The 25273-nt window shown below is 72.8% G+C and carries 28 protein-coding genes and 1 riboswitch; of the genes, 9 read left to right on the top strand and 19 right to left on the bottom strand.

From position 1 onward, the window contains the following. Positions 1-27: 27 nt before the first annotated feature. The 3 genes from ACZ5UI_RS06220 to ACZ5UI_RS06210 all read right to left on the bottom strand — a co-directional run bounded on the left by ACZ5UI_RS06220 (position 28) and on the right by ACZ5UI_RS06210 (position 2963). Positions 28-960 carry a septal ring lytic transglycosylase RlpA family protein gene (locus tag ACZ5UI_RS06220; RefSeq protein WP_464195321.1) on the bottom strand — a complete coding sequence of 311 codons (933 nt, stop codon included), beginning with the start codon at positions 958-960 and terminating at the stop codon, positions 28-30. A 35-nt stretch (positions 961-995) separates the two neighbouring features. Then, a riboswitch (cyclic di-AMP (ydaO/yuaA leader) is annotated at positions 996-1152 on the bottom strand. Positions 1153-1234: 82 nt separating this feature from the next. Next, positions 1235-2404 carry an amidohydrolase family protein gene (locus ACZ5UI_RS06215; RefSeq protein ID WP_464195319.1) on the bottom strand — a complete coding sequence of 390 codons (1170 nt, stop codon included), beginning with the start codon at positions 2402-2404 and terminating at the stop codon, positions 1235-1237. Between the two features lie 10 nt (positions 2405-2414). Further along, the gene (locus tag ACZ5UI_RS06210) at positions 2415-2963 is read right to left on the bottom strand and encodes an RNA polymerase sigma factor (protein WP_464195317.1); all 549 of its coding nucleotides are present in this window, start codon (positions 2961-2963) and stop codon (positions 2415-2417) included. Between the two features lie 85 nt (positions 2964-3048). Between ACZ5UI_RS06210 and ACZ5UI_RS06205 the strand changes: the two genes are divergently transcribed. The 4 genes from ACZ5UI_RS06205 to ACZ5UI_RS06190 are packed head-to-tail and all read left to right on the top strand — an operon-like array spanning position 3049 to position 6587. Further along, positions 3049-4509, top strand: coding sequence for a WS/DGAT/MGAT family O-acyltransferase (locus ACZ5UI_RS06205; protein ID WP_464195315.1), 1461 nt, complete (start codon positions 3049-3051; stop codon positions 4507-4509). After that, positions 4506-4667 (top strand): hypothetical protein, encoded by a 162-nt coding sequence (locus ACZ5UI_RS06200; protein ID WP_464195313.1) that lies wholly within the window; start codon positions 4506-4508, stop codon positions 4665-4667. Before ACZ5UI_RS06205 ends, ACZ5UI_RS06200 begins: the two co-directional genes overlap by 4 nt. Positions 4668-4683: 16 nt before the next feature. Beyond that, entirely contained in the window at positions 4684-5235 is a 552-nt protein-coding gene (locus tag ACZ5UI_RS06195; RefSeq protein ID WP_464195311.1) for a helix-turn-helix transcriptional regulator, read from the top strand. 56 nt (positions 5236-5291) lie between these two features. Continuing rightward, complete coding sequence (locus ACZ5UI_RS06190; RefSeq protein WP_464195309.1) at positions 5292-6587, top strand: HD domain-containing phosphohydrolase; 1296 nt, start codon at positions 5292-5294, stop codon at positions 6585-6587. Here ACZ5UI_RS06190 and ACZ5UI_RS06185 read toward each other — a convergent pair. Further along, positions 6584-6997, bottom strand: a complete 414-nt coding sequence (locus ACZ5UI_RS06185; protein ID WP_464195308.1) for a PaaI family thioesterase — start codon at positions 6995-6997, stop codon at positions 6584-6586. The genes ACZ5UI_RS06190 and ACZ5UI_RS06185 overlap by 4 nt on opposite strands. Positions 6998-7043: 46 nt before the next feature. On the opposite strand from ACZ5UI_RS06185, the gene ACZ5UI_RS06180 reads away from it, so the two are divergent. Beyond that, positions 7044-8084 (top strand): RNA polymerase sigma factor, encoded by a 1041-nt coding sequence (locus tag ACZ5UI_RS06180; RefSeq protein WP_464195306.1) that lies wholly within the window; start codon positions 7044-7046, stop codon positions 8082-8084. On the opposite strand, the gene ACZ5UI_RS06175 is transcribed toward ACZ5UI_RS06180, so the two are convergent. From ACZ5UI_RS06175 to ACZ5UI_RS06145, 7 genes are all read right to left on the bottom strand, one after another. After that, complete coding sequence (locus ACZ5UI_RS06175) at positions 8081-8515, bottom strand: SRPBCC family protein (RefSeq protein WP_464195304.1); 435 nt, start codon at positions 8513-8515, stop codon at positions 8081-8083. The genes ACZ5UI_RS06180 and ACZ5UI_RS06175 overlap by 4 nt on opposite strands. An 8-nt stretch (positions 8516-8523) precedes the next feature. Then, a complete protein-coding gene (locus ACZ5UI_RS06170) occupies positions 8524-9063 on the bottom strand; it encodes an adenine phosphoribosyltransferase (protein ID WP_464195302.1) in 540 nt (179 codons plus the stop codon). Then, positions 9060-9824: a transcriptional regulator FtsR gene (ftsR, locus tag ACZ5UI_RS06165; protein WP_464195300.1), complete on the bottom strand. Its 765-nt coding sequence runs from the start codon at positions 9822-9824 to the stop codon at positions 9060-9062. The genes ACZ5UI_RS06170 and ftsR overlap by 4 nt, the downstream gene beginning before the upstream one ends. A 5-nt stretch (positions 9825-9829) precedes the next feature. Beyond that, on the bottom strand, positions 9830-10303 hold the full coding sequence (locus ACZ5UI_RS06160) for an FHA domain-containing protein (RefSeq protein ID WP_464195298.1): 474 nt from the start codon (positions 10301-10303) through the stop codon (positions 9830-9832). A 35-nt stretch (positions 10304-10338) separates the two neighbouring features. After that, the gene (locus tag ACZ5UI_RS06155) at positions 10339-10593 is read right to left on the bottom strand and encodes an RsiG family protein (RefSeq protein ID WP_464195296.1); all 255 of its coding nucleotides are present in this window, start codon (positions 10591-10593) and stop codon (positions 10339-10341) included. Positions 10594-10656: 63 nt separating this feature from the next. Further along, a complete protein-coding gene (locus ACZ5UI_RS06150; RefSeq protein WP_464195294.1) occupies positions 10657-11283 on the bottom strand; it encodes a CDP-alcohol phosphatidyltransferase family protein in 627 nt (208 codons plus the stop codon). Then, the gene (locus ACZ5UI_RS06145) at positions 11265-12932 is read right to left on the bottom strand and encodes a proline--tRNA ligase (protein ID WP_464195292.1); all 1668 of its coding nucleotides are present in this window, start codon (positions 12930-12932) and stop codon (positions 11265-11267) included. Before ACZ5UI_RS06145 ends, ACZ5UI_RS06150 begins: the two co-directional genes overlap by 19 nt. A 43-nt stretch (positions 12933-12975) precedes the next feature. Between ACZ5UI_RS06145 and ACZ5UI_RS06140 the strand changes: the two genes are divergently transcribed. After that, the gene (locus tag ACZ5UI_RS06140; protein WP_464195290.1) at positions 12976-14301 is read left to right on the top strand and encodes a lactonase family protein; all 1326 of its coding nucleotides are present in this window, start codon (positions 12976-12978) and stop codon (positions 14299-14301) included. A gap of 12 nt (positions 14302-14313) precedes the next feature. Beyond that, positions 14314-14907, top strand: coding sequence for a LysE family transporter (locus tag ACZ5UI_RS06135; RefSeq protein WP_464195288.1), 594 nt, complete (start codon positions 14314-14316; stop codon positions 14905-14907). On the opposite strand, the gene ispG is transcribed toward ACZ5UI_RS06135, so the two are convergent. Beyond that, complete coding sequence (gene ispG / locus ACZ5UI_RS06130) at positions 14904-16166, bottom strand: flavodoxin-dependent (E)-4-hydroxy-3-methylbut-2-enyl-diphosphate synthase (protein ID WP_464195286.1); 1263 nt, start codon at positions 16164-16166, stop codon at positions 14904-14906. The genes ACZ5UI_RS06135 and ispG overlap by 4 nt on opposite strands. 35 nt (positions 16167-16201) lie before the next feature. Here ispG and ACZ5UI_RS06125 point away from each other — a divergent pair, with 35 nt between their 5' ends. Together ACZ5UI_RS06125 and ACZ5UI_RS06120 are read left to right on the top strand one after the other, a co-directional pair. After that, positions 16202-16807 carry a class I SAM-dependent methyltransferase gene (locus ACZ5UI_RS06125; RefSeq protein ID WP_464195284.1) on the top strand — a complete coding sequence of 202 codons (606 nt, stop codon included), beginning with the start codon at positions 16202-16204 and terminating at the stop codon, positions 16805-16807. After that, on the top strand, positions 16804-17871 hold the full coding sequence (locus ACZ5UI_RS06120; RefSeq protein ID WP_464195282.1) for an alpha-hydroxy acid oxidase: 1068 nt from the start codon (positions 16804-16806) through the stop codon (positions 17869-17871). Before ACZ5UI_RS06125 ends, ACZ5UI_RS06120 begins: the two co-directional genes overlap by 4 nt. On the opposite strand, the gene ACZ5UI_RS06115 is transcribed toward ACZ5UI_RS06120, so the two are convergent. From ACZ5UI_RS06115 to ACZ5UI_RS06085, 7 genes are all read right to left on the bottom strand, one after another. Beyond that, entirely contained in the window at positions 17813-18328 is a 516-nt protein-coding gene (locus ACZ5UI_RS06115) for a hypothetical protein (protein WP_464195280.1), read from the bottom strand. The two genes, ACZ5UI_RS06120 and ACZ5UI_RS06115, sit on opposite strands and share 59 nt — an antisense overlap. A 32-nt stretch (positions 18329-18360) precedes the next feature. Next, a complete protein-coding gene (locus ACZ5UI_RS06110) occupies positions 18361-19629 on the bottom strand; it encodes an APC family permease (RefSeq protein ID WP_464195278.1) in 1269 nt (422 codons plus the stop codon). Positions 19630-19733: 104 nt separating this feature from the next. Continuing rightward, positions 19734-21539 (bottom strand): AMP-dependent synthetase/ligase, encoded by a 1806-nt coding sequence (locus ACZ5UI_RS06105; RefSeq protein ID WP_464195276.1) that lies wholly within the window; start codon positions 21537-21539, stop codon positions 19734-19736. A 32-nt stretch (positions 21540-21571) separates the two neighbouring features. Beyond that, a complete protein-coding gene (locus tag ACZ5UI_RS06100; protein ID WP_464195274.1) occupies positions 21572-22675 on the bottom strand; it encodes a M50 family metallopeptidase in 1104 nt (367 codons plus the stop codon). 10 nt (positions 22676-22685) lie between these two features. Then, entirely contained in the window at positions 22686-23882 is a 1197-nt protein-coding gene (dxr, locus tag ACZ5UI_RS06095; protein ID WP_464195272.1) for a 1-deoxy-D-xylulose-5-phosphate reductoisomerase, read from the bottom strand. A 24-nt stretch (positions 23883-23906) separates the two neighbouring features. Beyond that, positions 23907-24686 carry a DeoR/GlpR family DNA-binding transcription regulator gene (locus tag ACZ5UI_RS06090; RefSeq protein WP_464195270.1) on the bottom strand — a complete coding sequence of 260 codons (780 nt, stop codon included), beginning with the start codon at positions 24684-24686 and terminating at the stop codon, positions 23907-23909. Next, positions 24659-25231 carry an NUDIX domain-containing protein gene (locus tag ACZ5UI_RS06085; RefSeq protein WP_464195268.1) on the bottom strand — a complete coding sequence of 191 codons (573 nt, stop codon included), beginning with the start codon at positions 25229-25231 and terminating at the stop codon, positions 24659-24661. The genes ACZ5UI_RS06090 and ACZ5UI_RS06085 overlap by 28 nt, the downstream gene beginning before the upstream one ends. Positions 25232-25273: the final 42 nt, after the last annotated feature.

Genomic DNA, 25273 nt, shown 5'->3' with positions numbered 1-25273 from the left:
CGCCCCGGGGCCGACGAACACACGTTCCTACCGCATCGAGACCTGGACCGTCCCGACCGAGCCGAAGTGCAGCTTGGCGGCGGTCGCGGCGGTCAGGTCGAACTCGCGCGCGCCCACGTAGGGCCCGCGGTCGATGACGCTGGCCTTGACCACGTGCCCGCGGTAGCGCAGCGTGAGCTTCGTGCCGCACGGCAGCGTCTTGTTGGCCACGCCGACGGTGCCCGTGGTCAGCGTTCCGCCACAACCGAGGTTGTTGCCGTACAGGCCGGGGCCGTACCACGAGGCCAGCGCCGAACGGAAGCCGGCCACCTGGCCGATGCGCTTGGTCGTGGTCGCGTTGGCGGCATCGCCGGCGAAGCGCAGGCGCGCGGCCGAGCTCGTCGCCGAGGCCAGGCGCTGGTCCAGGCGGAAGCGGCCCTGGCCGTCGGTGCGGTCGCGATCGACGGTGAACCAGCCGTGCCTGCCCCGGAACTGCAGCGCCACGGTGCGGCCGCTGCCGCCGTTGGCGACCGCGCCGCGCACGAGCGTCTTGCGCCCGGCGGTCACGTTGCGGCGCACGCCATGGGTGACCAGGCGCGCGCCGACGGATACTCGTCGCTGCGCGCTGGCGGGCACCGCAGCAACATCGGCTCCGGCCGCCTGGGCGACGCCGGCCTGCACGACGCGCACGGCGCCCGAGCGGCGCGGGTGGGCCCGCAGCGCGAACGCGCCGCCGGGACCGGTGGTCCCGTCGGTCAGCTTCGTCCACGTGGTGGCGCCGGCGGGCAGGATCTCCAGACGCACGGGCGCGTCGGCCTGGCCCGAGGCCAGGCGGCCCGAGACGACGATCGGCTGTCCGGGACGCAGCGACGCGTCCTTGACCGCGGCCTGGATGGCCGGGCTGCTCAGATCTGATGCGGGCGCGCCCGCGGCGTTGGGAACGACGATGCCGAGCGCCCCGACCGCAACAGCGGCAGGCACGGCGCGCAGCAGGATGTGCGGCCTCAAGGAGGTCCTCCTTCATGACTGCGGGCCTACGAGGTCAGCTGTCGGGCTCGCGCGTCCGCGCTATGTGGGCATCAGCCCACGATTCGCCCCGTGCCGAGAACGGTCTCGACGAGTGGGTCCCCCGCTCGCCATGGATGGGCCACGGCGACTCGGCCTGCTGGAAACAACGCCCCCCAAGGTATCCGTCGAACGCGCGTTCGAAGCACTTGTGTGCCCGACGTCACACCCCGCTGCACGGGCGCTTGCGCTACAGGCGCGTGAGCGGAACGCGCGGCGTGCCGGCCAGCAGCTGAGCGGCGAGCATCGACGAGGCCTCCCCCACCCGGGTGGGCGAGAGCTCGCCGGTGGCGGGCGACGGCGGCAGCTCCTGCGCGGCCTCCAGGAGGACGTCGATCGCCCGCAGCAGCGCCTCCTCGTGATCGTCGTCCATGCCGCCGGTGGGGATCTGACAGGCCAGACGGCCGAGCGCCAGCGCTTCGGTGGCGTCGCCTCCGCGGAAGCGCAGCTGCACCGCGATGGCCGCGTAGGCGACCGCGCGCTCGCCGGCCAGCCAGCGCGGCCCCAACGCACCCTTGCCGGGCGGGCCACCGAGGTCGGCGGACGGCTCGCCGGCCAGCAGGCGCTCGACGTTGCCGCCGGCGATCGCGGCCAGGACGTCCGGCCCGTAGCCCACTTCGATCGCACAGCGCAGGAAGGCCAGGGCGGCGAAGCGGCCCGAGCCGTAGGGCATGTCGGAGGCGAACAGGATCCGGGACGGATCGACGGTCTCGTACAGCGTGAGCAGATCGGAGACCAGCCACCACGAGGTGTCGAAGAAGAGGTTGGAGAGCTCGTTGGCCGCGGGCGCGACGAGCCCGAGGTCGCTGATCCCGGCGTGGGCCAGGATGAACGAGGCGCCCGGGTAGCGCCGGGCCAGCGCGACCAGGTCCTCCCCCAGCGCCGGGATACCGCGACCGGCGTGCACCAGGACGGGCAGGTGCTCGGCGTCGGCCAGCCCGACCAGCGCCTCGACCGACGGGTGCGACATGACGAACGCGTCCGAGCGCGGGTGCAGCTTGAAGCCGCGCGCGCCCAGCGCGAGCGTGCGGCGCGCCTCCGGCAGCGGGTCGCCGGCGTTGGGGTCGATGCGCGCGAACGGCACGAGGCGCCCGCCCGACGCGTCCGCTTCGGCCAACACGCGATCGTTGGCGGGCGGGTAGCCGTCGGGCTCGGCGGTGGTGAAGACGATCGAGCGCTGGACGCCGGCGCGGTCCAGACCGGCCATCAGCTCCTCGGCGCTCGCCGTGACGCCGTCCGGGTCGTTGGAGCCCGTGTGCGTGTGGGCGTCCATCCAGGGCGTGTCGGCCGGCAGGATCGCCCGCGCCGCCTCCAGGTGGCCGACCAGGATGTCGTCGTACGGCGCGCCTGGGATCTGCACCAGCGGGAGCTTACGCGGCCTGCACCTCGGGCCCGGTCTCGGTCAGCGCGCCGCGCATGCGCTCCAGGCCCAGGCGGATGCGGCTCTTGGCCGTCCCCAGCGGCGTACCGGTGCGCCGGGCGATCTCGTCGGCGGTCAGCCCACCCCAGTAGGCGAGCACGAGCGCCTCGCGCTGGGCGCCGGGCAGCTCGCGCAGGGCGCCGCGCACGTCCGCACGCGCCTCGGAGCGGGCCAGGATCGCGTCGGGCCGGCTGTCGTGATCGCGCCCAGGGCTCTCGACGGCGACCAGATCGCGCACGCGGTCGCTGGCCCGGCCGGCGGCCTGCCCCTCACGCCACACGTCCAGCGCCCGCGAGCGCGCCATCAGCCGCAGGTAGGGCCCCAGCTCGCCGCGCTTGGCGTCGAACCGCTCCGGCCGCGACCACACGCGCATGAAGACGTCCTGCACGACGTCACCGGCGCGGGAGGCATCGCCGAGCACGCGCACGGCGACGGCGTGGACGGAGCGGTGGTGGTCGGCGTAGGCGCGGGCGAAGGTCTCGGAGTCGTGCAGGTCCATGTGTTCTTGATTACCCACTGTGTAAGTAGCTTACACAGCTTGTTGAAGTTTGCCAAGACCGGTCTGGCAGACCACAATCGAGCGCGTGGCCAATCCCGATCGGCTCACGGGCCTCGACGCCTCCTTCCTGCATCTCGAGCGCGGCGGCCAGGCGCACATGCACGTCGCCGAGGTGCTCGTCTTCGCGGGCCGTGCGCCCGGCTACGTCGAGCTCGTCGACCACATCCGCAACCGCCTCGACCTGGTTCCCCGCTACCGCCAGCGCCTGGCCTCGGTCCCGCTCGGCCAGGGTCGCCCGGTGTGGGTCGACGACGCGCACTTCAACGTGCGCTACCACCTGCGCCACACGGGCCTGCCCAGCCCCGGCGACGACGCCGCGCTGAAGCGCCTGGCCGGCCGGCTGTTCTCCCAGCCGCTGGACCGCAACAAGCCGCTGTGGGAGCTGTGGCTCGTCGAGGGCCTGTCGGGCGATCGCTTCGCGGTGATCGGCAAGACGCACCACGCGCTGGTCGACGGCATCGCCGGCGTCGACATCACCACCGTCCTGTTCGACACCGCACCCGACCCCGCCGACACGCCCCGCGCCGCCACCGCGTGGGTCCCGCGCCCGGCGCCCACGGCGGCGCAGCTGCTGGCCCAGGCGCTGCTGGAGCGCTCGACGGTCCCGGCGGAGATCGGCCGCGGCGCGCGAGCCGCGCTGCGCGCGCCGCGCAAGGTGGCCAGCGGCGCCGCCGAGCGCCTGGCCGAGCTGGGGGCCTTCGCCTGGGCCGGCTTCGAGCCCGCGCCGCGCACCCCGTACAACGTCCGCATCGGGCCCCACCGCCGCTACGAGTGGGCCGACGCCGAGCTGAGCACGTTCAAGGCGATCAAGGACGCGCTGGGCGGCACGATCAACGACGTCGTGCTGACCGTCGTGTCGGGCGCGCTGGGGCGCCATCTGCGCGCCCAGGGCCACCGCACGGCCGGTCTGGAGCTGCGCGCGCTGGTGCCGGTCTCGGTGCGCGCAGCCGACGAGCGGCCGACCGGCAATCGCGTCGCCGCGGTGTGGGCGCCGCTGCCCGTCGGCGAGACCGATCCGGTGGCCGCCCTGAACCGCGTGCACACGGCGATGGAGCACCTGAAGGCCTCCCACGAGGCGATCGGCGCGCAGACGCTGACCGAGATGGCCGACTTCGCCCCGCCGACGCTGATGAGCCAGGCGGCGCGCTTGCAGTCCCGCCAGCGGCTGTTCAACGTCGTCGTGACCAACGTGCCCGGACCGCAGATGCCGCTGTACCTGCTGGGCCGCCAGCTGCAGTCGATCTACCCCGTGGTGCCGCTGGCCGAGAACCAGGCGATCGGCATCGCGGTCATGAGCTATGACGGCAAGCTCGGCTTCGGACTGCTGGGCGACCATGACGCGCTGCCCGACCTCAGCGCGGTCACGGAGATGCTGCGCGAGTCGATCGCCGAACTGGCCGCGGCGGCCGGCGTGACGACGACGAAGCGGCGGTCGCGCACGCGCAACACCAACGGGCGCTTCACCAAGGCGCCCGCGTCCACGTGAGGCGGGTCCTCGGCTTCGTCCTGGCCATCGTGCTGGCCACCGCGGGCGCCGTCGGCATCCTGCTGGCGCTGCAGTCGCGCGACGACGGCACGATCGACCGACCGCCCCCGACCGCCGCCCCGGTCACGACGCCCACCGGTGCGCAGCAAATCCCGTAGCGGGTAGGAGACGACGGTGGAGTCGTCTGACCGCAACTTCTGGCACGTCTTCGAGGCCAGCCGCAACCCGCTGCTGCTGATCGACCCGCGCTGGCACTACAGCGCGGCCAACGACGCCGCCTGCGAGTGCTTCGGCGTCTCGCGCGAGCGGCTGCTGCGCATGCGCCCGGGCGACCGGACGCCGGCCGACCTGCACCGGCGCCTGCAGGAGGTGCGCCCCGCGGTGCAGAGCGGCGAACCGGTGACGATGCCGTGGTCGTTCATGCGCGCCGACGGCAGCCGCAGCGACGTCTTCCTGCACATCCACCCGCAGGCCAAGGACGGACAGGACCTGCTGATCTTCCTCAGCGCCCCGCCCCAGGTCCCGGCGGGCGGGCTGACCCCGCGCGAGCGCGAGATCACCGCCCTGCTGGCCGATGGGTCCGACGGCCGAGAGATCGCCGAGCGGCTGGTGCTGTCGCCGGAGACGGTGCGCACGCACATCCGCAACGCGATGGAGCGCGTCGGCGCCCGCACCCGCGCTCACCTGATCGCCATCGCGCTCCGTGAACGCTTGATCGATCCCTAGCGTTCACCGCTTTGCGGTATGGCCGGGGTCCTGGGTGGCGCCGACTATCTGGACAGATGTGGCGTTCTCTGACCTTTCGCGTGGCGCTCGCGGGTGTCGTGCTGGCCGCGCTCTTCGCCGTGCTCGTCGTGGTCTTCGTGCAGGCCAGCGAGTCGGCGTCGCAGAGCTGGGCGCAGCGCAACCAGGCCGATCTGGTGCTCGACGCGGTCAACCGGGCCAGCGACCAGGTGATCGACATCGAGACCGGGCTGCGGGGCTACGCGCTGACCCGCCAGCAGCGGTTCCTGGATCCGTTCTGGCGCTCTCAGGCCACGCTGCCCGTGACCACGACGCGCCTGACGGCGCTGGCCGGCGGCGACGCGCGCCTGAGCGGCGACGCCGCGGCGATCGAGATCGCCATCGCCCGGTACGTGCACGGATACGCGCTCCCGCTGATGCGCCGCATCGACGCCGGCACGCGCTCGAACCTGGACCGGGAGGCGATCGACGGCAAGCGGCAGGTCGACCGGCTGCGCGCGGCGTTCGACCACCTGCGCGCCGCGGTCCGCACCCAGCAGCGCGCCGCCACCGTGTCGGTCACCGCCGACAACCACCGCGCCCGCTCCATCGCGTTGGCCGGCCTCGTCGGCGCCATGGTCCTGCTGATCGTCACGATCTTCGTCGTGGCCCGCGGTGCTCGCGCGCTGGACACGGTCAACGACCGCCTGGAGCGCCGGGTGGCCCGCCGCACCGAGGAGCTCGAGCGCGCCCGCGTCGAGACGCTGCAGCGCCTGGCCCGGGCGGCCGAGTGGCGCGACGACGAGACCCACGAGCACGCCGAGCGCATCGGTCGCACGGCGGAGCTGGTCGGCGAGCGGCTGGGGCTGGACGCCGCCGAACGCGCGCACCTGCGCCGGGCGGCCCCGCTGCACGACATCGGCAAGATCTCCACACCCGACGCGATCCTGCTCAAGCCGGGACGCCTCACGCCGCGCGAGCTGGCCGTGATGCGCCGCCACGCGGAGGCGGGCGCGCAGATCCTGTCGGGCTCGGAGTCGGACGTGCTGCGCCTGGCCGAGGAGATCGCCCGCAGCCACCACGAGCGCTGGGATGGCCACGGCTACCCCAACGGGCTGGCCGGCGAGGCGATCCCGCTGTCGGGACGGATCGTCGCGGTGGCCGACGTGTTCGACGCGCTCACCCACGAGCGCCCGTACAAGCCGGCCTGGTCGGTTCCCGAGGCGCTGACCGAGATCCGTCGCGGCGCGGGCACCCACTTCGATCCCGAGGTCGTCGACGCGTTCGAGCAGCTCGACCACGTGGCGCTGGTCGGTGCGGTCGAGCCGACCCGCCGCCTGACCCGGGTCGCCTAGTAGGGCGCGCGGACGGCGATCGTCATGCGCGTCACCGCGCACAGACGGCCGGCGTCGTCGCTGAACTCGACGTCCCAGATCCACGTCGTGCGGCCCCGATGGCGGCGCAGCGCCAGCGCGTGGATGGTGCCCTCGAGGATCGGTCGCAGGAAGTTCGTCTGGTTGGACAGCCCCTGCGGCACGAGGCCTTCGGGCACGACCCCCGCGCCGGTGGCCAGCGACGCGACGGACTCGGCGATCGACGCGTACACGCCGCCGTGCACCAGCCCCATCGGCTGACGGATCGCGTTGCGCACGAGCACGTGCGCGGTGGCACGCTCGGGCGTCATCTCGTCGATCTCCAGGCCGTACAGGGCGTCAAAGCCCTCATCCCAGGGAACGACGGGCTGCCACTTCGGATCGATCGCCATCGCGGCGGCACGATACCCGTCAGGTTCGACTAGCCTTCGCCCGCCCGTGAGCCGCCTGGACGACCTCAGCCCCGATCAACGCGCCGTGCTGCAGCTGCTGCTGCGCCAGGGCAAGAGCTACGACGAGCTCGCCGCGCTGCTGCGCATCGACCCCGCCGCCGTGCGCTCCCGCGCGGCCGGCGCGCTGGGCGCCCTGGGCCCCGCGATCGACGAGGCCGACCGCGACGAGCTCAGCGACTGGCTGCTGGGGCAGCAGGACGAGCTGGAGACCGAGGACACCCTCGATCTGATCGACGACTCCCCGGCCGCGCTGGAATGGGCCATCGAGGTCGGCGACGCGCTGCGCGAGGGTGGCCTGGAGCCCCGCGGCGTGCTGCCCGACGAGATCGAGGAGGACGAGGCGCCCCTGTCGGCGCCGGCGCCGCCGCCGGTCACGCCACCCGCCGCCCGCGCCCCGGCCGAGGCGACCCCCGTGGCCGCCGAGCGCGCCGCGCCCGCCGCGCCTGCCGCGCTCCCCGGGTTCGGCGAGCGCAGCGACGACGACGAGCCGCGCCCGTCGCGCCTGGGCGGCATCCTGCTGATCGCCGGCGTCGCCGCGGTGGTGGTGATCCTGATCGTCGTGCTGCTGACCCGCGGCGGCGACGACAGCTCCAACACGTCGGCCAGCACGAGCACGCCGGCCGCCCAGACGTCGACCGCGGGCGCCCAGACTGCGACGACGCAGGAGCCGATCACCGTCGAGGCGCAGGTCAACATGCGCCCGACCGCGCAGGGCGGAAAGGCGCTCGGCGTGGCCCAGTTCTTCACCGACGGGACCGACCACGGTGTGACCGTCACCGCCCAGGGGCTGCCCGCCAACACCAGCAAGGACGTCTACGCGCTGTGGCTGGCCGGCGGCACCAAGGACAAGGCCACGACGCTGCTGGGCTTCTCGCCCAACAAGGTCACCAAGAACGGCCGCTTCAGCGGCTCGATCACGCTGCCCGACGACGCCGGCGACTACCGCGAGATCGTGCTCACGCGGGAGACGCGCTCCAGCCCGACCGATCCGGGCACGGTCATCCTGCGCGGCGCGCTGGGCAACTAGAGCGCCGCTTCGAGGCCGTCCAGGGCCTCGCGCAGCTGCTTGCCGGCCGACCGGCGCACGAGCAGCCCGCCCAGCCGCGCGGCCCCCTTCATGCGCTGGCGCAGCTCGATCGTCACGCGCGTCCCGTCGCCCTCGGCGGGATCGAGGCTGATGTCGACCTCGTTGAGCACGAACACCCGCTCGAACGGCGTGCCCGCGACCTCCAGCGCCCAGGCGCGGCGCCGCGGGCGGCTGCTGGCCAGGATCCGCTGGTCGGCGCGCACGTCGACCCCGCGGTTGGACTTCAGCACCAGCGTGAAGCCCTTGGCCCCGACGCGCTCGACGCGCATCGCCCGCGGCCACCAGCGCGGCAGCTGATGGGCGTCGCCGACGATCGCCCACACGTCGCCGGGAGGCGCCGCCAGCGTGCGGCGGGCGCGCGTCGTGGGCACGCGGGCGCTCAGCCCCGGTCGTCGTCGATCACGGCGTGCACGTCGCGTCCGACGAGGCGCTCGCGGCCCGGCAGGTAGGACAGCTCGATCAGGAACGCGCAGGCCACCACGGTCCCGCCGGCGGTCTCGACCAGCTCGCACAGCGCCGCGGCGGTGCCGCCGGTGGCCAGCAGGTCGTCGTGCACGAGCACCCGGTCGCCCGGGCCGATCGCGTCGGTGTGCACGTGCAGCGAGTCGACGCCGTACTCGAGCTCGTAGGACACGCTGACGGTCTCGCGCGGCAGCTTGCCCGGCTTGCGGGCCAGCACGAAGCCGGCGCCCAGCTGGGCGGCCACGGCGGGGCCGAACAGGAACCCGCGGGCCTCGGCGGCGATCACGTGATCGGGCGCGTAGGGACGGGCCAGCGCGGCCAGGCCGTCGACGGCCGACTGGAAGCCCTCGGGTGAGGCCAGCAGCGGCGTGATGTCACGGAAGTTGATGCCGGGCAGCGGGTAGTCCGGGACCTCGCGGACCAGCTCGCGCAGCTGCTCGGCCGACAGGCCGGTCATCCGACCAACCCGCGCAGGTCGCGCACGAGCAGCAGGTGCTTGAGGTGGCTGGTCACCGCGGCCAGGTTCTCCAGGGCCTCGACGGCCTCCTTGCGGCGCTCCGGATTGCGCGAGCGCAGCGCCGGAGCCAGGATCTGCTGCAGCAAGGCGGCCTCCCGGTCGGCCGAGGAGCGGAACACACGCAGGTTGCGCCCGCCGACCCCGTAGCGGGCCAGCTCGGTGACCGCGCGGATGATCTCGCGCTCGGTCTCGTCGTAGTACTTCACGCCGGCCCGGTTCTCGCCCTTGATCACGCCGTACTCCTCGAGCTCGCGCACCAGGGCGGGATCGGCCCGCGTCTCCTCGACGACGTCGTCCATCGAGTACAGCGGGCCGCGCTCGCGGACGCTGACCGAGGGGCGCCGCTGGGCGCGACGGCCGCCATCGGGACCGGCGGCGGGCACGGGGGCGTCGACGTTGCGTCCGGCGGCCAGCTCCTGGCGGATGACCCGCAGGGGCAGGAACTCGTCGCGCTGCAGGCGCAGGATCGTGCGCAGCCGCTGCACGTCGGAGGGCGAGTAGAGCCGGTAGCCGCCGGGCGTGCGCCGCGGCGAGAGCAGCTTCTGATCCTCGAGGTAGCGGATCTTCGAGATCGAGATGTCGGGGAACTCCTGGACCAGCGCCTTGGTCACGGCGCCGATCGTCATCGCCTTCTCCCGCACGCCGGGTTCGGCGATGAGTGCGTCCTCGGGGAGTGGAAGCTCGAGCTCGGGGCCGTCCATGACGCTCAACGCTGGAGGAAGGTGAGCTTGTACTTGCCGATCTGCAGCTCGTCACCGTCCTCGAGCCGGTGCGACTCGATGCGCCGGCGGTTGACGTAGGAGCCGTTCAGCGACCCCAGGTCATCGAGGTACAGGTCGCCGCCGCGCCGCACGAGCAGCGAGTGGTCGCGCGACACCGTCACGTCGTCGAGGAACACGTCGGAGTCGGGCCGCCGCCCGATCGTCATGCGGTCCCGATCGAGCGGGAAGGACTCGCCCACGCGGCCGCCGCCGGACCGGATGACCAGCACCGGACCTTCGGAGGTGGCGGAGTCCAGATCGACCGGGATCAGCTCGCCGGTGTCCCCCACGCGGTAGGTCGCGGTGACCGGATCGCCGCCCGGGGTCGTCTCGGGCGGCACGAGGAACGCCCCGCACTTCTGGCAGTAGTTGGCACCGTCAGTGTTGACGAAGCCGCATTCCGGGCAGTGCAACGCCATCAGCGATCGGGGTCCCGCGGTCCTCTGGCGCGCGCTTACGCGCTGGGCTCGTCGCCGGTGCGACCGGCCAGGATGTCTGTGAGGCGACGCACGTCGTCGCCGGTGATGACGTCCTCGCCACCCTCGTGCTTCTTGCGCAGGCGGTTGACCAGCTCGGCGCGGAGGATGTCGATCTTCCCGTGCAGGATCCTGCGCTTGTAGGAGATGTCGACCTCCTCCTCCGTCAGCTGCTGGATGAGGTCCTTGAGTTCCTGATCGGAAAGTGACCCGAGATCGGGGAAGGTGTCCATGCGTTGACTCCTACCAAAGGGGGGAGGTCGAAGGGCGGCAGCATAGCCGATTCGCCCGCACCGTCAAGCTGACGTTGAGGGTTCCCGCAGCTGCGCCACCGCGGACGTACCGTAGAGCACGGTCGCCCACAGGGAGAGTACGAGACCCACGTACAGGAGGATCGCCGCGATGTCCTCCACCCCACAGAGGCCCAGCCCGATCGCACCCATGAGCGGCCAGACCGACCAGCGCCCCGGCCAGTTGATGTGCAGCTGGACCCCCCGGCGCACGACGAACGGCCCGACGACGAGCATGAACGCCTCGCGCGCGGCCAGCACGGCGATGGCCCAGCGCGGGAGCAGCTCGAAGTGCCAGCAGACGACGACGCCGGCCAGGATCGCCGCGCGGTCGACGATCGGGTCCATCAGCGCTCCGAGGCGGCTGTACTGGCCCGTGACGCGCGCGGCGATGCCGTCGGCGTAGTCGCCCGCGGTGGTCACGAAGAACAGCAGCACGATCGCCACGCTCGTCCCGTCCGGGCTGGAGAAGGCGACGATCAGGAAGACCGGGATCAGCGCGGCCCGCAGGTAGCCGATCGCGTTGGGGATCGTCCACGGGCGCAGCGGCTGACCGGCCTGCGTCTCGACCGGGTCAGGCCCCGAGCGGTCCAGGCCGCTCAGACGGCGAAAGGTCAGGGGGCGCTTCGCCACAGCTCGGCCACCGCGGATCCCCCACCGCGTAGCGCGACCCCGCCCTCGTGGTCGACGCGACCACGACGGATCTGGACCTCGGCGTTGCCCGACTCCAGCGAGCGCTTGCCCACGGTGACCCGCAGCGGGCACCCGAGCAGCTCGGCGTCGGCGAACTTCTCCCCGGGCCGCAGCGGACGGTCGTCGAGCAGGACGCTCAGGCCGGTCGCCTCGATCTCCTCGGCCAGCGCGGTGGCGGCGGCCAGCGGCTCCTCCTCGTTGCCCAGCGCGACCACGTGGACGTCCCACGGGGCCAGCGCCTTCGGCCACGAGATGCCCTTCTCGTCGGCGTACTGCTCGATCGCGGCGGCGGCGATGCGGGCCGGGCCGATGCCGTAACAGCCCATCCAGATGTGCTGCTCGGTGCCGCTCTCGTCCAGGTAGGTGGCGTTCAGCGGCTTGGAGTAGCGGGTGCCCAGCTTGAAGATGTTGCCGACCTCGATGGCCGGCTCGATGCGGACCGGGTGGCCGTCCACGGTGTCGCCCTCGACGACGGTGCGGATGTCCACGCGGTCGCCGGCGGGCACGTCGAGGACGACGTGGTGGTCGGGCTTGTTGGCGCCGACCACGTAGCGACCCGGGGCGACGGCGGCGTCCAGGAGCAGCTCGACCTGGTCGTTGGGCCCCATGAAGCCGCCGACCAGGCCCTTGGCGGCGAGCTCGTCGGCGTGCGCGGGCCGGAACGCCTCCCCCAGCGCGTTCTGCAGCTTGACGTCGTTGACGCGGTGGTCGCCGCGGACCATGACCAGCACGACGCCGCGGTTCTCGGTGACCACGGGGAACGCCTTCAGCAGCGCGCCGGGATGCACGTCCAGCGCCTGGGCCAGCGCCTCGATGGTCGAGGCGTCGGGCGTGAGCAGCTCGCCGGTGATCGCGTCGGGCAGCGCCGGCACGGGCTGGGGCTCGGCCGTGGCCACCTCGAGGTTGGCCGCGTAGCCGGGGGCCAGCACGACGTCGTTCTCGCCGGCCGCGCAGGGCGCCATGTACTCGTGCGCGCCCACGCCGCCCATCATCCCGACGTCGGACTCGACCGAGTACCACTCCAGCCCGGCCCGGTCGAAGATGCGGTCGTAGGCGCCCGCGTGGGCCTGGTAGCTGACCTCCAGGCCGTCCGCGTCGCGGTCGAAGGAGTAGGAGTCCTTCATGATGAACTCCCGGGTGCGCAGCACGCCGGCGCGGGGGCGCGGCTCGTCGCGCTCCTTGATCTGGATGTGGTAGAGCGAGAAGGGCAGGTCGCGGTAGCTGCGCACGACCTGCGCCGCGTGCGTGGTGACCGTCTCCTCGTTGGTCATCGACAGCACGAGGTCGGCGCCCTTGCGGTCGTTGAGCTTGAACAGCTCGTCGGCGGCGTAGCGGCCCGTGCGCTTCCACAGCTCGGCCGGCACGAGCACCGGCATGAGCATCTCCTGCGCGCCGATGCGGTCCATCTCCTCGCGCACGATCTGGGCGGCCTTCTGGTGGACGCGCCAGCCCGCGGGCAGCCACGACCAGATGCCGCTGCCGATCTGGCGGATCAGGCCCGCGCGCACCATCAGCTTGTGGGAGATCGCCTCGGCGTCGGCCGGCGGCTGGCGTTCGGTGGGAAGGAAGAGCTGCGACTGTCGATGCATCCGGGGTGACAGCCTACGCGGCCCCGTCCCGTAGGGTTGCGCCATGGGTCGCCTCCTCCTCTGCGCCGCGTTGCTCGTCGCGCTCGTTGCCGCAGCACCCGCCGTCGCCGCCCCCAAGGCCCCTCCGGTCGGCTCGCTCACCCAGCTGCGCGGCCCCAGCGGATGCATCGTGGGCGCCGGCAGCAAGGCGCGCAACTGCGCCACCGCGCGAGCGCTGGCCGGCCCCGGCCCGTTCGTCGGCTCCCACGCGATCGCCACCAGCCCCGACGGGCGCAACCTGTACGTGGCCTCGTCCAACGCGGACGCGATCGTCATCTTCTCCCGGGACGCGAGCACGGGCAAGCTGACCCAGCCCGACGGCGCCGGCGGGTGCATCGCGGCCGGCGGCGCCGACGGCTGCGCCCCCACGACGTCCCTGGACGGCCCCAACGCGGTCGCCGTCAGCCCCGACGGCCGCACGGTCTACGCGACCGCTCGCGACAGCAGCTCGATCGTCGTCTTCGCCCGGGACACCACGACGGGCGCGCTCACCCAGACGGGCTGCTTCGCCAGCGCCGACCCGGCCTGCACCGCCGGCCCGGCGCTGGGCGGCGCCGACACCGTGGACGTCAGCTCCGACGGGCGCAACGTCTACGTCGGCGCGTTCACGGGCAACGCGATCGCCGTCTTCGTCCGCGACCCGTCCAGCGGAGCCCTGTCGCAGACCGGTTGCCTGACCGCCGACGCCACCCAGGGCTGCACGACCGTGCCCGGCCTGACCGGCGTCGAGGGCGTCACGGTCTCCCCCGACGGCGCGAGCGTCTACGCGGCCGGCGCGCTGTCCAACACCCTGCTGACCTTCAACCGCGACAGCGCCACCGGCGCCCTGTCGTCGGCCGGCTGCGCGTCGGCGACCGGCACCAACGGCTGCACGCCGGCACGCTCGCTCGGCGGGCCCAACGCGGTCGCGGTCAGCGCGGACGGCACGACGCTGTACACGACGACCGTGCTCAGCAACGGCATGTCGATCTTCGCCCGCGCACCGGGCGGGGCGCTGACCCAGGCGACGACCGCCGACGCGTGCATCGCGGCGCTGCCGGCCGCGGGCTGCTCCCTGGGCCGCGGGTTCCGCCAGCCCGAGGGCCTCGGCCTGTCACCCGACGGGCGCACCGTCTACATCGCCTCGTTCGGCGGCGGCATCGAGGTGTTCGACTCGACCTCCCGCCAGCTGTCCGGCCGGGCCGGATGCCTGACGACCAAGCCGACGCGGGGCTGCCAGCGGGCGCGCGCGCTGCTGGGCGCCAGCTCGATCGTGGTCAGCCCCGACGGGCGCAACGTCTACGCGACGTCGTTCTTGTCCGGCGCCGTGACGGTCTTCTCGCGCCGCTAGCCCCCGCCGGCCGTGCGGGAGCTGCTGCTCGGCGTCACGCTGGGGCTCGGCGCCGGGGTCGCGCCCGGGCCGCTGCTGGCGCTGGTCATCCGCGCGGCGCTGGAGCACGGCCTGTGGGCCGGCGTGCGCGTGGCGCTGGCGCCGCTGCTCACCGACGCGCCGATCATCGCGCTCTGCGTCCTGGTCGTCGACCAGCTCCCCGGCGCGGTCGTCGCGGCGCTGTCGATCGCCGGCGGCCTGTTCGTCGTCTGGCTGGGCGTGGCCGACCTCCGCGCGCACCCGTCCGCGGACACGCCCGCACCGCCCGGCTCGCTGGTCCGTCGGGCGGTCACGATCAACCTGCTCAACCCCGCGCCGTGGGTGTTCTGGATCGGCGTCGGCGCCCCGATCCTCACCGACGCCGGCTCGGTCAGCACGGCCGCCGTGTTCATCGCGTTCTTCTACGCCACGCTGGTGGGCACGAAGGCGACGATCGCCGCGCTCGTCTCCGCGGGCCGCAAGCGCCTGCTGGCCGGTCGCGGCTACGCGATCGCCCTGCGCGGGGCCGCGCTGCTGATGGTGGCCACCGGCGTCCTGCTGGTGATCGAGGGCATCCGCGCGCTCTAGGCGCGGGTGAAGCGGCGCCCGGCCACGGGCGAGCTGGCCTCGTCGACCAGCGAGAGCTCGGGCTCGGCCGCGTCGGCCTCCTCGCGCGCCTTCTCGGCCTCCAGGGCGGCCAGGCGCTCGGGGGTCATGGCCGTGGCGTCCTCCTCCTCGGCCAGCCAGGCGGCGGCCTCGGCGGCGGCCGCCTCGTCGCGGACGATCGTCTTGCCCGCTGCGTAGTAGCGGTCGATCTCCAGGAAGAGCTCGTCGACCAGGTTCTCCGTGGCCACCTTCTTCAGCGGCTCGCCCTTGGAGTAGATCATCCCCATGTCCTTGGCCCCGGTGATGCCGAAGTCCGCGTGGCGGGCCTCGCCGATGCCGTTGACCGCGCAGCCCAGGATCGACACCTCGATCGGGTCCTCGTAGGCCTCCAGGCGCTGCTCGACCTCGGCCACGACGGAGTCCATGTCGAACTGCAGGCGCCCGCAGGTCGGGCAGGCGATCAGGACCGGCCCCCGCTCGCGCAGCTTCAGCGCCTTGAGGATCTCCCAGGCCACCTTCACCTCCTCCTCCGCGTGGAAGGTGGAGAGCGAGATGCGGATCGTGTCGCCGATGCCGTCGGCCAGCAGCGTGCCCAGACCGACCGCGCTCTTGATCGACCCGGTCCACTTCGTGCCCGCCTCGGTCACGCCGAGATGCAGCGGGTACGGGATCCGCTCGGCCAGCAGCCGGTTGGAGGCGATCGTGTTCGGCACCGACGTCGACTTCATCGAGACCTTGAAGTTCTGGAAGTCCAGGCGCTCCATCAGCTCGACCGTCTCGACCGCCGCGCTGACCAGCGCCTCGACGGGGTTGGTGTACTCGAGCTCGAGCAGGTGCTTGGGCAGCGAGCCGGAGTTGACCCCGACGCGGATCGGCGTGCCCTTCTCCTTGGCCTTGGCGATCACCTCGGCCACCTTGTCGGGGCCGCCGATGTTGCCCGGGTTCAGGCGCACGCAGTGGGCCCCGGCGTCGATCGCCTTCAGCGCCAGCGTGTGGTTGAAGTGGATGTCGGCGATGATCGGGATCGGCGACTGCTGCACGATCGTCTTGAGGGCCTCGACGTCCTGCTCGCGCGGGACGGCGCACCGGACGATGTCGGCGCCGGCGTCGGCCACGCGACGGATCTGGTCCATCGTGGCCTGCAGGTTCGCCGTCTCCGTCTTGGTCATCGTCTGGACCGCGACGGGGGCGCCGCCGCCGACGGGAACCGGCCCGACGTGGATCTGTCGCTCGGAGGCCATTGCCTCTTAGTGTAGGAAGCCGTCCTCCTGCGCCTGTGAACGTCTACGCCACCGCCCGGGGCCCGCTGGCCCGCATCGCCGAGCCGTTCGCCCAGCGGGCCCGTGCCGCCCGCCATCAGCAGTTCCTCCAGCGCACCGGCGTCACGGCGACCACGCGCATCCTCGACGTGGGCTGCGGCACCCTCGGCCTGCGCGGCCTGGCCCCCGACCTGGACATCACCGGGACCGACGTCGCGCCGCGCCCCGGCTACCCGGGTCCGTTCGTGCAGGCCGACGCCACCCGGCGTCTGCCCTTCGCCGACGGCGCCTTCGACCTGGCCTACTCCTCCAGCGTGGTCGAGCATCTCGCGCCCGCCGACCGCGCCGCCTTCGCCGCGGAGTTGCGCCGGGTCGCGCGCGGCTGGTGGGTGCAGACGCCGGCCTACTCGTTCCCGGTCGAGCCGCACGCGCTGCTGCCCGTCGCCCACTGGCTCCCGGTCGCCCTGCGACGCCCGTACTGGCGCCTGGGCGCCGCCGGCGGCTGGGAGGACATCGCCCTGCTGCGCCGCGGCGAGCTGGCCGCGCTGCTGCCCGGCTCGGAGCTCGTGGCCGAGCGGTTCGGCCCGCTGGCCAAGTCGTGGATCGCGGTGCGCCGCCCATGAGCTGGCAGGAGGCCATCAACACCGCCGACTTCGCCGCGCTCGCGGCGGACGTGCTCCCCGAGGGCGTCCTCGGCTACTACAACGGCGGCGCCGGCGACGAGCACACGCTGCGCGACAACGTGGCGGCCTTCCAGCGCCGCCGGCTGCGCCCGCGCGTGCTGATCGACGTCGACCACACGACGACGCAGACGACGGTGCTGGGCACCCCGGTGTCGATGCCGCTGCTGATCGCCCCCGCCGCGCTGCACCGCCTCGCCCATCCCGACGGCGAGCCGGCCACCGCCCGCGCGGCCGCCGCGGCGGGCACGATCTTCACGTTGTCGACGCTGGCCTCGTCGCGGCCATCGGAGGTGGCCGAGCACGCGCCCGCCGCGCCGCGCTGGTTCCAGCTCTACCTGTTCCGCGACTCGGCGATCACGCGCGCCCTGTGCGAAGAGGCGATGGGCAGCGGCTTCGGCGCGGTGGTGCTGACCGTCGACGCACCGCGCCCCGGGCGCCGCGAGCGCGACTTCCGCACCGGGTTCCACGTCCCGCGCGACATCGACCTGCCCGCCGCGCGGGCGGCCCTGGGCCTGGATGCCTCGCCCTCGCCCCAGGAGTTCTTCTCGGTGGTCAGCGGGGGCCTCACGTGGGACACCGTGGCCGAGCTGGCCGACGAGCTCGCGGTCCCGCTGATCCTCAAGGGCATCCAGACCGCCGAGGATGCCGAGCTGGCCTGCGCGTCGGGGGCCAGCGCGATCATCGTCTCCAACCACGGTGGGCGCCAGCTCGACGGCGTCGCCGCGACGCTCGACCTGCTGCCCGAGGTGGTCGACGCCGTCGGCGGGCGGATGGAGGTCTACGTCGACGGCGGCGTGCGCCGCGGCACCGACGTGGTCATGGCCCTGGCGCTGGGCGCGCGGGCGGTGCTGATCGGGCGCCCGGTGCTGTGGGCGCTGGCCGCGGGGGGCGAACCGGCGGTCACGCGGCTGCTGGCGCTGCTGCGCGACGAGATCGAGCTGGCGCTCAGCCTGCTGGGGGCGCCGTCACCGGCGCACGTGACGCGACAGCACGTCGCGCCGTAGCGGCGCACTGCGCCAGCGGCGTCGTGTAGAGCTCGGACATCAGGCGGCCCGGCTGGGCATCGTGATCGTGCCCGGCCAGATGGCCGAACTCGTGGACGATCACCGTGCAGAGCTTGGGCCAGTCGAAGGCGGCCGCGGGGTTCAGGTCGATGGCGCAGTCGCGGTTGGCCGCCGGATCGGCGTAGGCGTCCTCGGTCGGGCTGGACCAGGTCGACAGCGCGTTGATGTCGCGGGCCTGCTTGCGCCACGACACGGTGACCTGACCGTCGCACGGGTCGGTGCCCCAGTAGCTGCGGGCGATCTGCTCGGCCTGGGCGATGGCCGGCGACGTCGGGGCGAAGCGATCGGCGGCGGAGCGCTGCGCCGCCGGACCGGCGGACGCCGTCGCCGCCAGCAGGCCGGCGAGCGACAGAGCGCCCAGCAGAAGGGCGAGCGTGATGCGCGGGGGGAACGCCACGCCTCATGTGTCGGCGCCCCCCTGGGGATCCTTTACTGCGTTGTTCTCTCCCGGGCAAATGTACGAGACACGAGGTACAGAACCACGCCCAGGACGAGCAGACCGCCGGCGAAGGCGAACGTCTTGGCCTCCTGGCGGGTGAGCAGCCCGGCGCACACGATCGCGCCGATCACGGGAAACACCGTAGGCGCGTGGAAGTGGTCGTGGTCGGCGTCGTCCCGGCGCAGCACCAGCACGCTGATGTTGACCAGGATGAACACGGCGAGCAGGAGCGTCACCGTGGTGTCGGCCAGCGTCGACAGGTCGCCGACGATGATCAGCACCGCGCACAGGGCGGTGGTGAACAGGATGGCCAGCAGCGGCGTCCGGCGGCCCTCCAGCACGTTGGCGAACGCCTTGGGCACGATCCCCTCGCGGGCCATGCCGTAGGTCAGCCGCGAGGCCATGATCAGGTTGATCAGCGCCCCGTTGGCGATCGCGAACAGCGCGATCGCCGAGAAGATCTTCGTGTTGATGGCCAGCGGTCCCACCTGCGCGACCTCCAGCAGCGGGCCGCTGGACTCGCTCAGCTTGTCGGTGGGCACGACCATCGAGGTCAGCAGCGTCACGGCCAGGTAGATCACGCCGGCGACCGCCAGCCCGCCGAACAGCGCCCGCGGGTAGGAGCGGCGCGGGTTCTGCGTCTCCTCGGCCACGTTGACGGAGTCCTCGAAGCCGATCAGCGCGTAGAAGGCCAGCGCGGCGCCCGACAGGATGGCCAGCGGAACCGCCTCGCCGGACTTGAACTCGAACGCGCGCCCCGCGTCGGTGCCGCTGGCGCCGTCGCCCAGCGCGGCCGCGGCGATCACCACGATCAGGATCAGGCCGCCGACCTCGATCATGGTCAGGACGATGTTGACCTTGACCGACTCGGAGATGCCGCGGATGTTCAGGGCCATCACCACGGCCAGGAAGACCAGCGCGGCCAGCGTCGTGGGCACGTCGATGAACTCGCCCAGGTAGTCGCCGGCGAACGCCGTGGCCAGCGTGGCCGCCGAGGTGACGCCGGACGCCATCACGGCGAAGGCGACGAGGAAGGTCAGGAACGGCATCCGGAACGCCTTGTTGACGTACAGGGCGGCGCCGGCCGCCTGCGGATACTTCGTGACCAGCTCGGCGTAGGCGAACGCGGTGAACACGGCCAGCAGCAGCGCCAGGCCGAAGGCCGTCCAGATCGCGCCGCCGACCTCCGCGCCCACCTCGCCGACGAGCGCGTAGATGCCCGCGCCCAGCACGTCGCCGAGCACGAACACCAGCAGCATGTTCCGCGTGATCGCCTTCTTCAGCGGAGTGCCGTCCGCCCCGCCTGTCCCGGTGGGTACCGCTTCGGCCGCCATGCGCGGCCTGTACCCAACGGGGCGGGCTGTCAGTCGGAGTACAGCGCGGCGATCTCCTCGGCGTACTTCTCGTTGATCGGCCGGCGCTTGAGCTTCATCGTCGGCGTCAGCTCGTCGCCGCCGGGCAGCCAGTCCCCCACGACGATGTGGAAGCGCTTGATCTGCTCGACCCGGGCCAGCTTCGCGTTGGCGGCATCGACGCCGGCCTGGACCGCGTCGCGGGTGCTCGGATCGGTGGCCAGATCCTCCAGCGCGGTCACGCTCAGCCCCTGCTGCCCCGCCCAGGCCGGCGCGAAGTCGGCGTCGAGCACGATCAGCGCCGTGTTGAAGGGCCGGGCGTCGCCGATCACGGCGGCCTGGCCGATCAGCGGCGAGGCGGCCTTCAACGTCGCCTCGATGTTGGCCGGCGACATGTTCTTGCCGGCCGCGTTGATGATGATCTCCTTCTTGCGATCGACGATGCGGACGTAGCCGTCCTCGTCGATCTGGGCGATGTCCCCGGTGTGCAGCCAGCCGTCGGGGTCGATCGCCTCGGCCGTCTTGTCGGGCAGGTTGCGGTAGCCGGGCATCACGACGTCGCTGCGCATGAGCAGCTCGCCGTCGGAGGCCAGCTTGAGCTCCACGCCGGGCGACGCGGGGCCGACCGTGCCGATCTTGATGCGCTCGGGCGGGTTGACGCAGCCCGCGCCGGTGGTCTCCGACATCCCCCACAGCTCGGCCACCGGGATCCCGATGGCGTGGAAGAACTCGAGCACCTCCACGGGCGTGGGCGCGGCGCCGACGTTGACCGCCTCGAACCGGTCGAACCCGAGCTGCGCGCGCAGCGGCGCGAACACCTGCGCGTCGGCCTGGGCCCAGGCCGCCTCGAGCTCGTCGGGCACCGGCTCGCCGGCCTGCTGCAGGCGCACGCGCTGCAGCGACGCGGCCAGCGCCTTCTGCGCGCCCTCGCGCTGCTCCTCGGGCAGCCCGGCGAACATCGCCTCCAGCCCGGACTTCAGCTTCTCCCAGATGCGCGGCACCGCGAAGAACCACGACGGGCGCACCTCGGGCAGCACCGCGATGATCTGCCGCGGGTCCGGGCAGGTGGTGACGGTCAGCCCGTAGGCGATCGGCAGGTAGTGGTGGGCGACGCGCTCGGCCACGTGCGCGGCCGGCAGCCAGGAGATCACCCGGCCGTGCTCGGGCAGGCGGATCAGGTCGTTGACGATCCGCACCGCCGTCATCACGTTGCGGTGGCACAGCTGGACGCCCTTGGGCGGCCCGGTCGTGCCCGACGTGTAGATCAGCGTGATCACGTCGTCGGGGTCGATCAGCGCGATCGAGGCGTCGGCGTCGAACTCGGGATCGCCGTCGGCGACGACCTCGTCAAGGGTCAGGCAGCCCTCGGGCGCGTCGCCATCGATGACGATCAGGCGCTCGAGGTCGGGCAGCAGCTCGCGGGCGGCCAGGGCACCGGGCAGCAGCGCCTGCTCGACGATCAGCACGTGGGCGTCGGCGTCGGAGATCACGAACTCGATCTGCTCGGGCGCGTAGGTGTTGTAGATCGAGAACGGCGTGGCGCCCAGCGTCATCACGGCCAGGTCGGCGACGTGGAACTCGGGCCGGTTGCTCATCAGCAGCGCGACGCTGTGACCGCGCTTGACGCCGAGGCGCGAGAGCCCCGAAGCCAGCGCGTCCACCCGATCGCGCAACTCGCCCCACGTCCACTCGATGGCGCCGCCCTGGCTGCGCACGGCGAGGTCCTCGGGCCGCTCGTCGGCGGTGATGCGAAAGGCTTCGGCGACCGTTGCCGCATCCAGCGCGCTCGGCCGATATCCAGCAGCGGTGGGCTCCACCGTTTCTCCTCCCTCGGGGCTTGAGCGGGAGGCTAACGCACCTGAAAGCCGCCGTCGGCGATACGCCCGATGTCGTTGCTCAGGCCGAGCACGAACAGGCAGGCGACGAGGGCGAAGCCGATCAATCCGGCGCGCTCCATGACCTGGAAGGCGATCGGCTTGCCGCGCACCTTCTCGGCCAGCGCCCAGAAGATGTGACCGCCGTCCAGCGGCAGGAACGGGAACAGGTTGATGACGGCCAGCGAGAGCGAGATCAGGGCCAGCACCCAGATCGCGCGGGCGGTGTCGAACTCGAAGGACTGGCGCGTGGCCTCGTAGGAGCCGACGACGCCCGAGACCTCCTTGCGCGCCTGCGAGTCGTAGAAGATCTTGCCGATCGCGCTGACCGTGGTGTGGGTCACGAACCACATGCGGTCCAGGCTGGTGACCGCCGCCTCGCCGACGGGCTGCGTGACCTTGGGCGCGTGGTAGTCGGGCGAGAGCCCGTAGGAGAACCCGACCCGGGTGCGCTTGGCGTCGGGGTCGTAGACCGGGGTCAGCGTCAGCGTCTTGCGCTGCCCGTCGCGCTCGACGACCATCGTCACGGGCGTCGCCGCCTGGCATCCGTCGGTCGGCGTGCCCTCGCATTTGTGCGAGCTGATCGCGGTGCTGAAGTCCTGGACGCGCGTCTTCCCGTCCACCGAGACGATGCGGTCCTCCGGCTGCAGCTGCCCGGCCGAGGGCGAGCCCTTCTCGATCACGCTGACGTAGCGCTGCTGCTGGGGATCGGGGTTCTCCAGCCCGGAGAACATGACCAGGCCCCAGATCAGCAGGAACGCGATCACGATGTTGACGAACGGGCCCGCGCCGATGACCACGATCCGCTTCCACACCGGCTGGCGGTAGTAGGCCCGGGGCAGGACGTCCGGCGGGATGTCCTCCGCCGGGTTCATGCCGGTGATCTTCACGTAGCCGCCCAGCGGGATCGGGCCGATCCCGTAGGTCGTCTCGCCGCGACGGAACTTCGCGAACATCGGGCCGAAGAACAGCGAGAACTTCTCCACGCGCATGCCCGTGGCCTTCGCGGCCGCGAAGTGCCCGAGCTCGTGCAGGACGATCAGCGCCGAGAAGCCGACGAAGGCCAGGACCCAGCTCATCCGAGCACCCTCAACTCGTTCCCCGCCCCGGGTCGTTCCAGTGGGTGGTGCCCGTGACGAACTCCTCGACCAGCGCCGCCGCCTCACGGCGCGCCTCGCGATCGGCCTCGTACAAGGTCTCGAAGGCTCGGATCGGCTGACCGCCGAGCGCGCCCAGCGTGTCCTCGATCACCGCGGCGATGCCCAGGAACGGCAGCCGTCCCTCCAGGAAGGCGTGCACGGCGATCTCGTTGGCCGCGTTGAGCACGCAGGGCGCGGTGCCGCCGGCCACGGCTGCCTCGCGCGACAGGCGCAGGCACGGGAACGCGTCCAGATCGGGCGGCTCGAAGGTCAGGCTGCCGACCTCCTCCAGGCGCAGGCGGCGGGTGGGCAGCGGCGCCAGGTCGGGGTGGTGCAGCGCGTAGGCGATCGGGATGCGCATGTCCGGATGCCCCAGGTGGGCCAGCGACGCGCCGTCGATCAGGTCGACGACGCCGTGGACGATCGACTGCGGATGCACGACGACGTCGATGCGGTCGTACGGGGTGCCGAACAGGTGATGGGCCTCCATCACCTCGAGGCCCTTGTTCATCAGCGTGGCGGAGTCGATGGTGATCTTGCCGCCCATCGCCCACGTCGGGTGGTTGAGCGCCTGCGCGACGGACACGTCGGACAGCTCGTCGCGGGTGCGGCCGCGGAACGGGCCGCCCGACGCGGTGATGACCAGGCGCTCGACGGCCCCGATGGGCAGGCCGGCCATCAGCTGGTGCAGCGCGGTGTGCTCGGAGTCGACGGGGATCAGCGCGGCGCCGGTCGCCTCGGCCAGGGCGGTGACCAGCTCGCCGCCGACGACGAGCGACTCCTTGTTGGCCAGCGCCAGGTCGATGCCCTCGCCCAGCGTGGCCACGGTCGGCCCCAGGCCGGCGGAGCCGACGAGCGCGTTGAGCACGAGGTCGGCGCCGCTGGAGACGACCAGCTCGACCAGCCCCTGCGCCCCGACCAGCACCTCGCCGTCGGTCCACGCCTCGCTGGCCCGAGCGCCCGCGATCGGGTCGGCCAGCGCGATGCGCTTGACGCCCAGGCGGATCGCCTGCTCGACGAGCGTCTCCCAGGAGCGCTCGGCGGAGAGCCCGATGACCTCCAACTCGCCCCCGGAACGCTCGACGACGTCGAGGGCCTGGGTGCCGATGGAGCCCGTCGAGCCGAGGATGAGGACGCGGCGCGGCATGCCAATCCAGGGTAGGGGCGCGCCTCAAGCGTGCGTAACGACCGCGATGCCCAGCTCGCGGAACGGAGCGAGCGTGCTCTCAGAGACGCTCGCCTCCGTGGCCAGGTGGGTCAGCGCGGTGGCCGGCGCGCTGCTGAACGCGGCGGCGGTGTTCAGCTTGTCGGCCGAGCACAGGCCGACGACGCGGTCGGCGCGCTGCACCATCACGCGGCGCACCTCGGCCTCCTCCGGGTAGCGGCCGGCGATGCCGCCGCCAGCGCTGAGGCTCCAGACGCCGAGGAAGCACACGTCCGCGCTGATGCGCCCGTAGGCCCGGATCGTCTCCGCCCCCACGGCGACCATCGCGCGGCGATCGAGGATGCCCCCGAGCTGGACGACCTCGACCTCGGTGTGCCGGGCCAGCGCGGCCGCGACCAGCGGGCTGTGGGTGACGCAGGTGGCCGCGAAACCGGGCGGGATCGCGTCGACCAGCGCCAGCGCGGTGGTGCCGCCGTCGAAGATGTGCACGCCGCCGGGTTGCAGCAGCGTGGCGGCGGCCAGCGCCACCGCGCGCTTGCCCGCCGGCTCCTGGGCGCGGCGCTCGTCGTAGGTGCCGCCGACGCGCGAGCGCGCGACCGCGCCACCGTGCACGCGCTGCAGGCGCCCGGCCTCCGAGAGCTCCTCGAGATCCCGGCGCACCGTGTAGCCCGACACGCCCAGTCGCTCACCCAGCTCGGAGGCCACCAGGCGCCCCTCGCGGCCGAGCAGCTCGAGCATCCGCTGCTGGCGCTCCTCCTTCAGCACGGTCGCTCGCGCTCGGCCCACTGCAGCAGCAGGACCGTCTTGCCGTCGATGATCTCGCCCCGGCGCATCGCGGCCAGCGCCGCGTCCAGCGACAGCTCCACCACCTCGGTCTCCTCCCCCTCGTCGGCCACGCCCGCGATCCGGGCCCGCTCGCCGCTGCGATACGGCGCGGCGAAGAAGGCCAGGCGCTCGGTCACCGAGCCGGGGCTCATGAACAGCTCGAACAGCGGCGTGACCTCCCCCACGCGCACGCCGGTCTCCTCCTCGGCCTCGCGCCGGATGGCCGCCTCCGGGGCGTCGCCGTCCAGCAGCCCCGCGGGCGCCTCGAGCAGCATCCCGTCGGGGTGGCCGTTGACGAAGGCGGGGTAGCGGAACTGGCGCACGAGCAGGACCGTGCCGGCGTCGGGCTCGTAGAGCAGGATCGCCGCGCCGTTGCCCCGGTCGTAGGTCTCGCGCGTCTGGCGCGACCAGGTCCCGTCGCTGCGCCGCACGTCCAGCACGGTCCGCCGCAGCTCGGACCAGTCGTCGTGCAGCACCTCCGACTCGACCACCTTCACCTGCGTCATGTTGCCCTTTCCTGCCCGTTGTTCTGCGCAGTATTGCGCATC

The sequence above is a fragment of the Conexibacter sp. JCM 18997 genome (assembly GCF_055391915.1).
The sequence above is the reverse complement of the archived record's forward strand: the minus strand, read 5'-3'. Positions and strand labels throughout refer to the sequence as shown.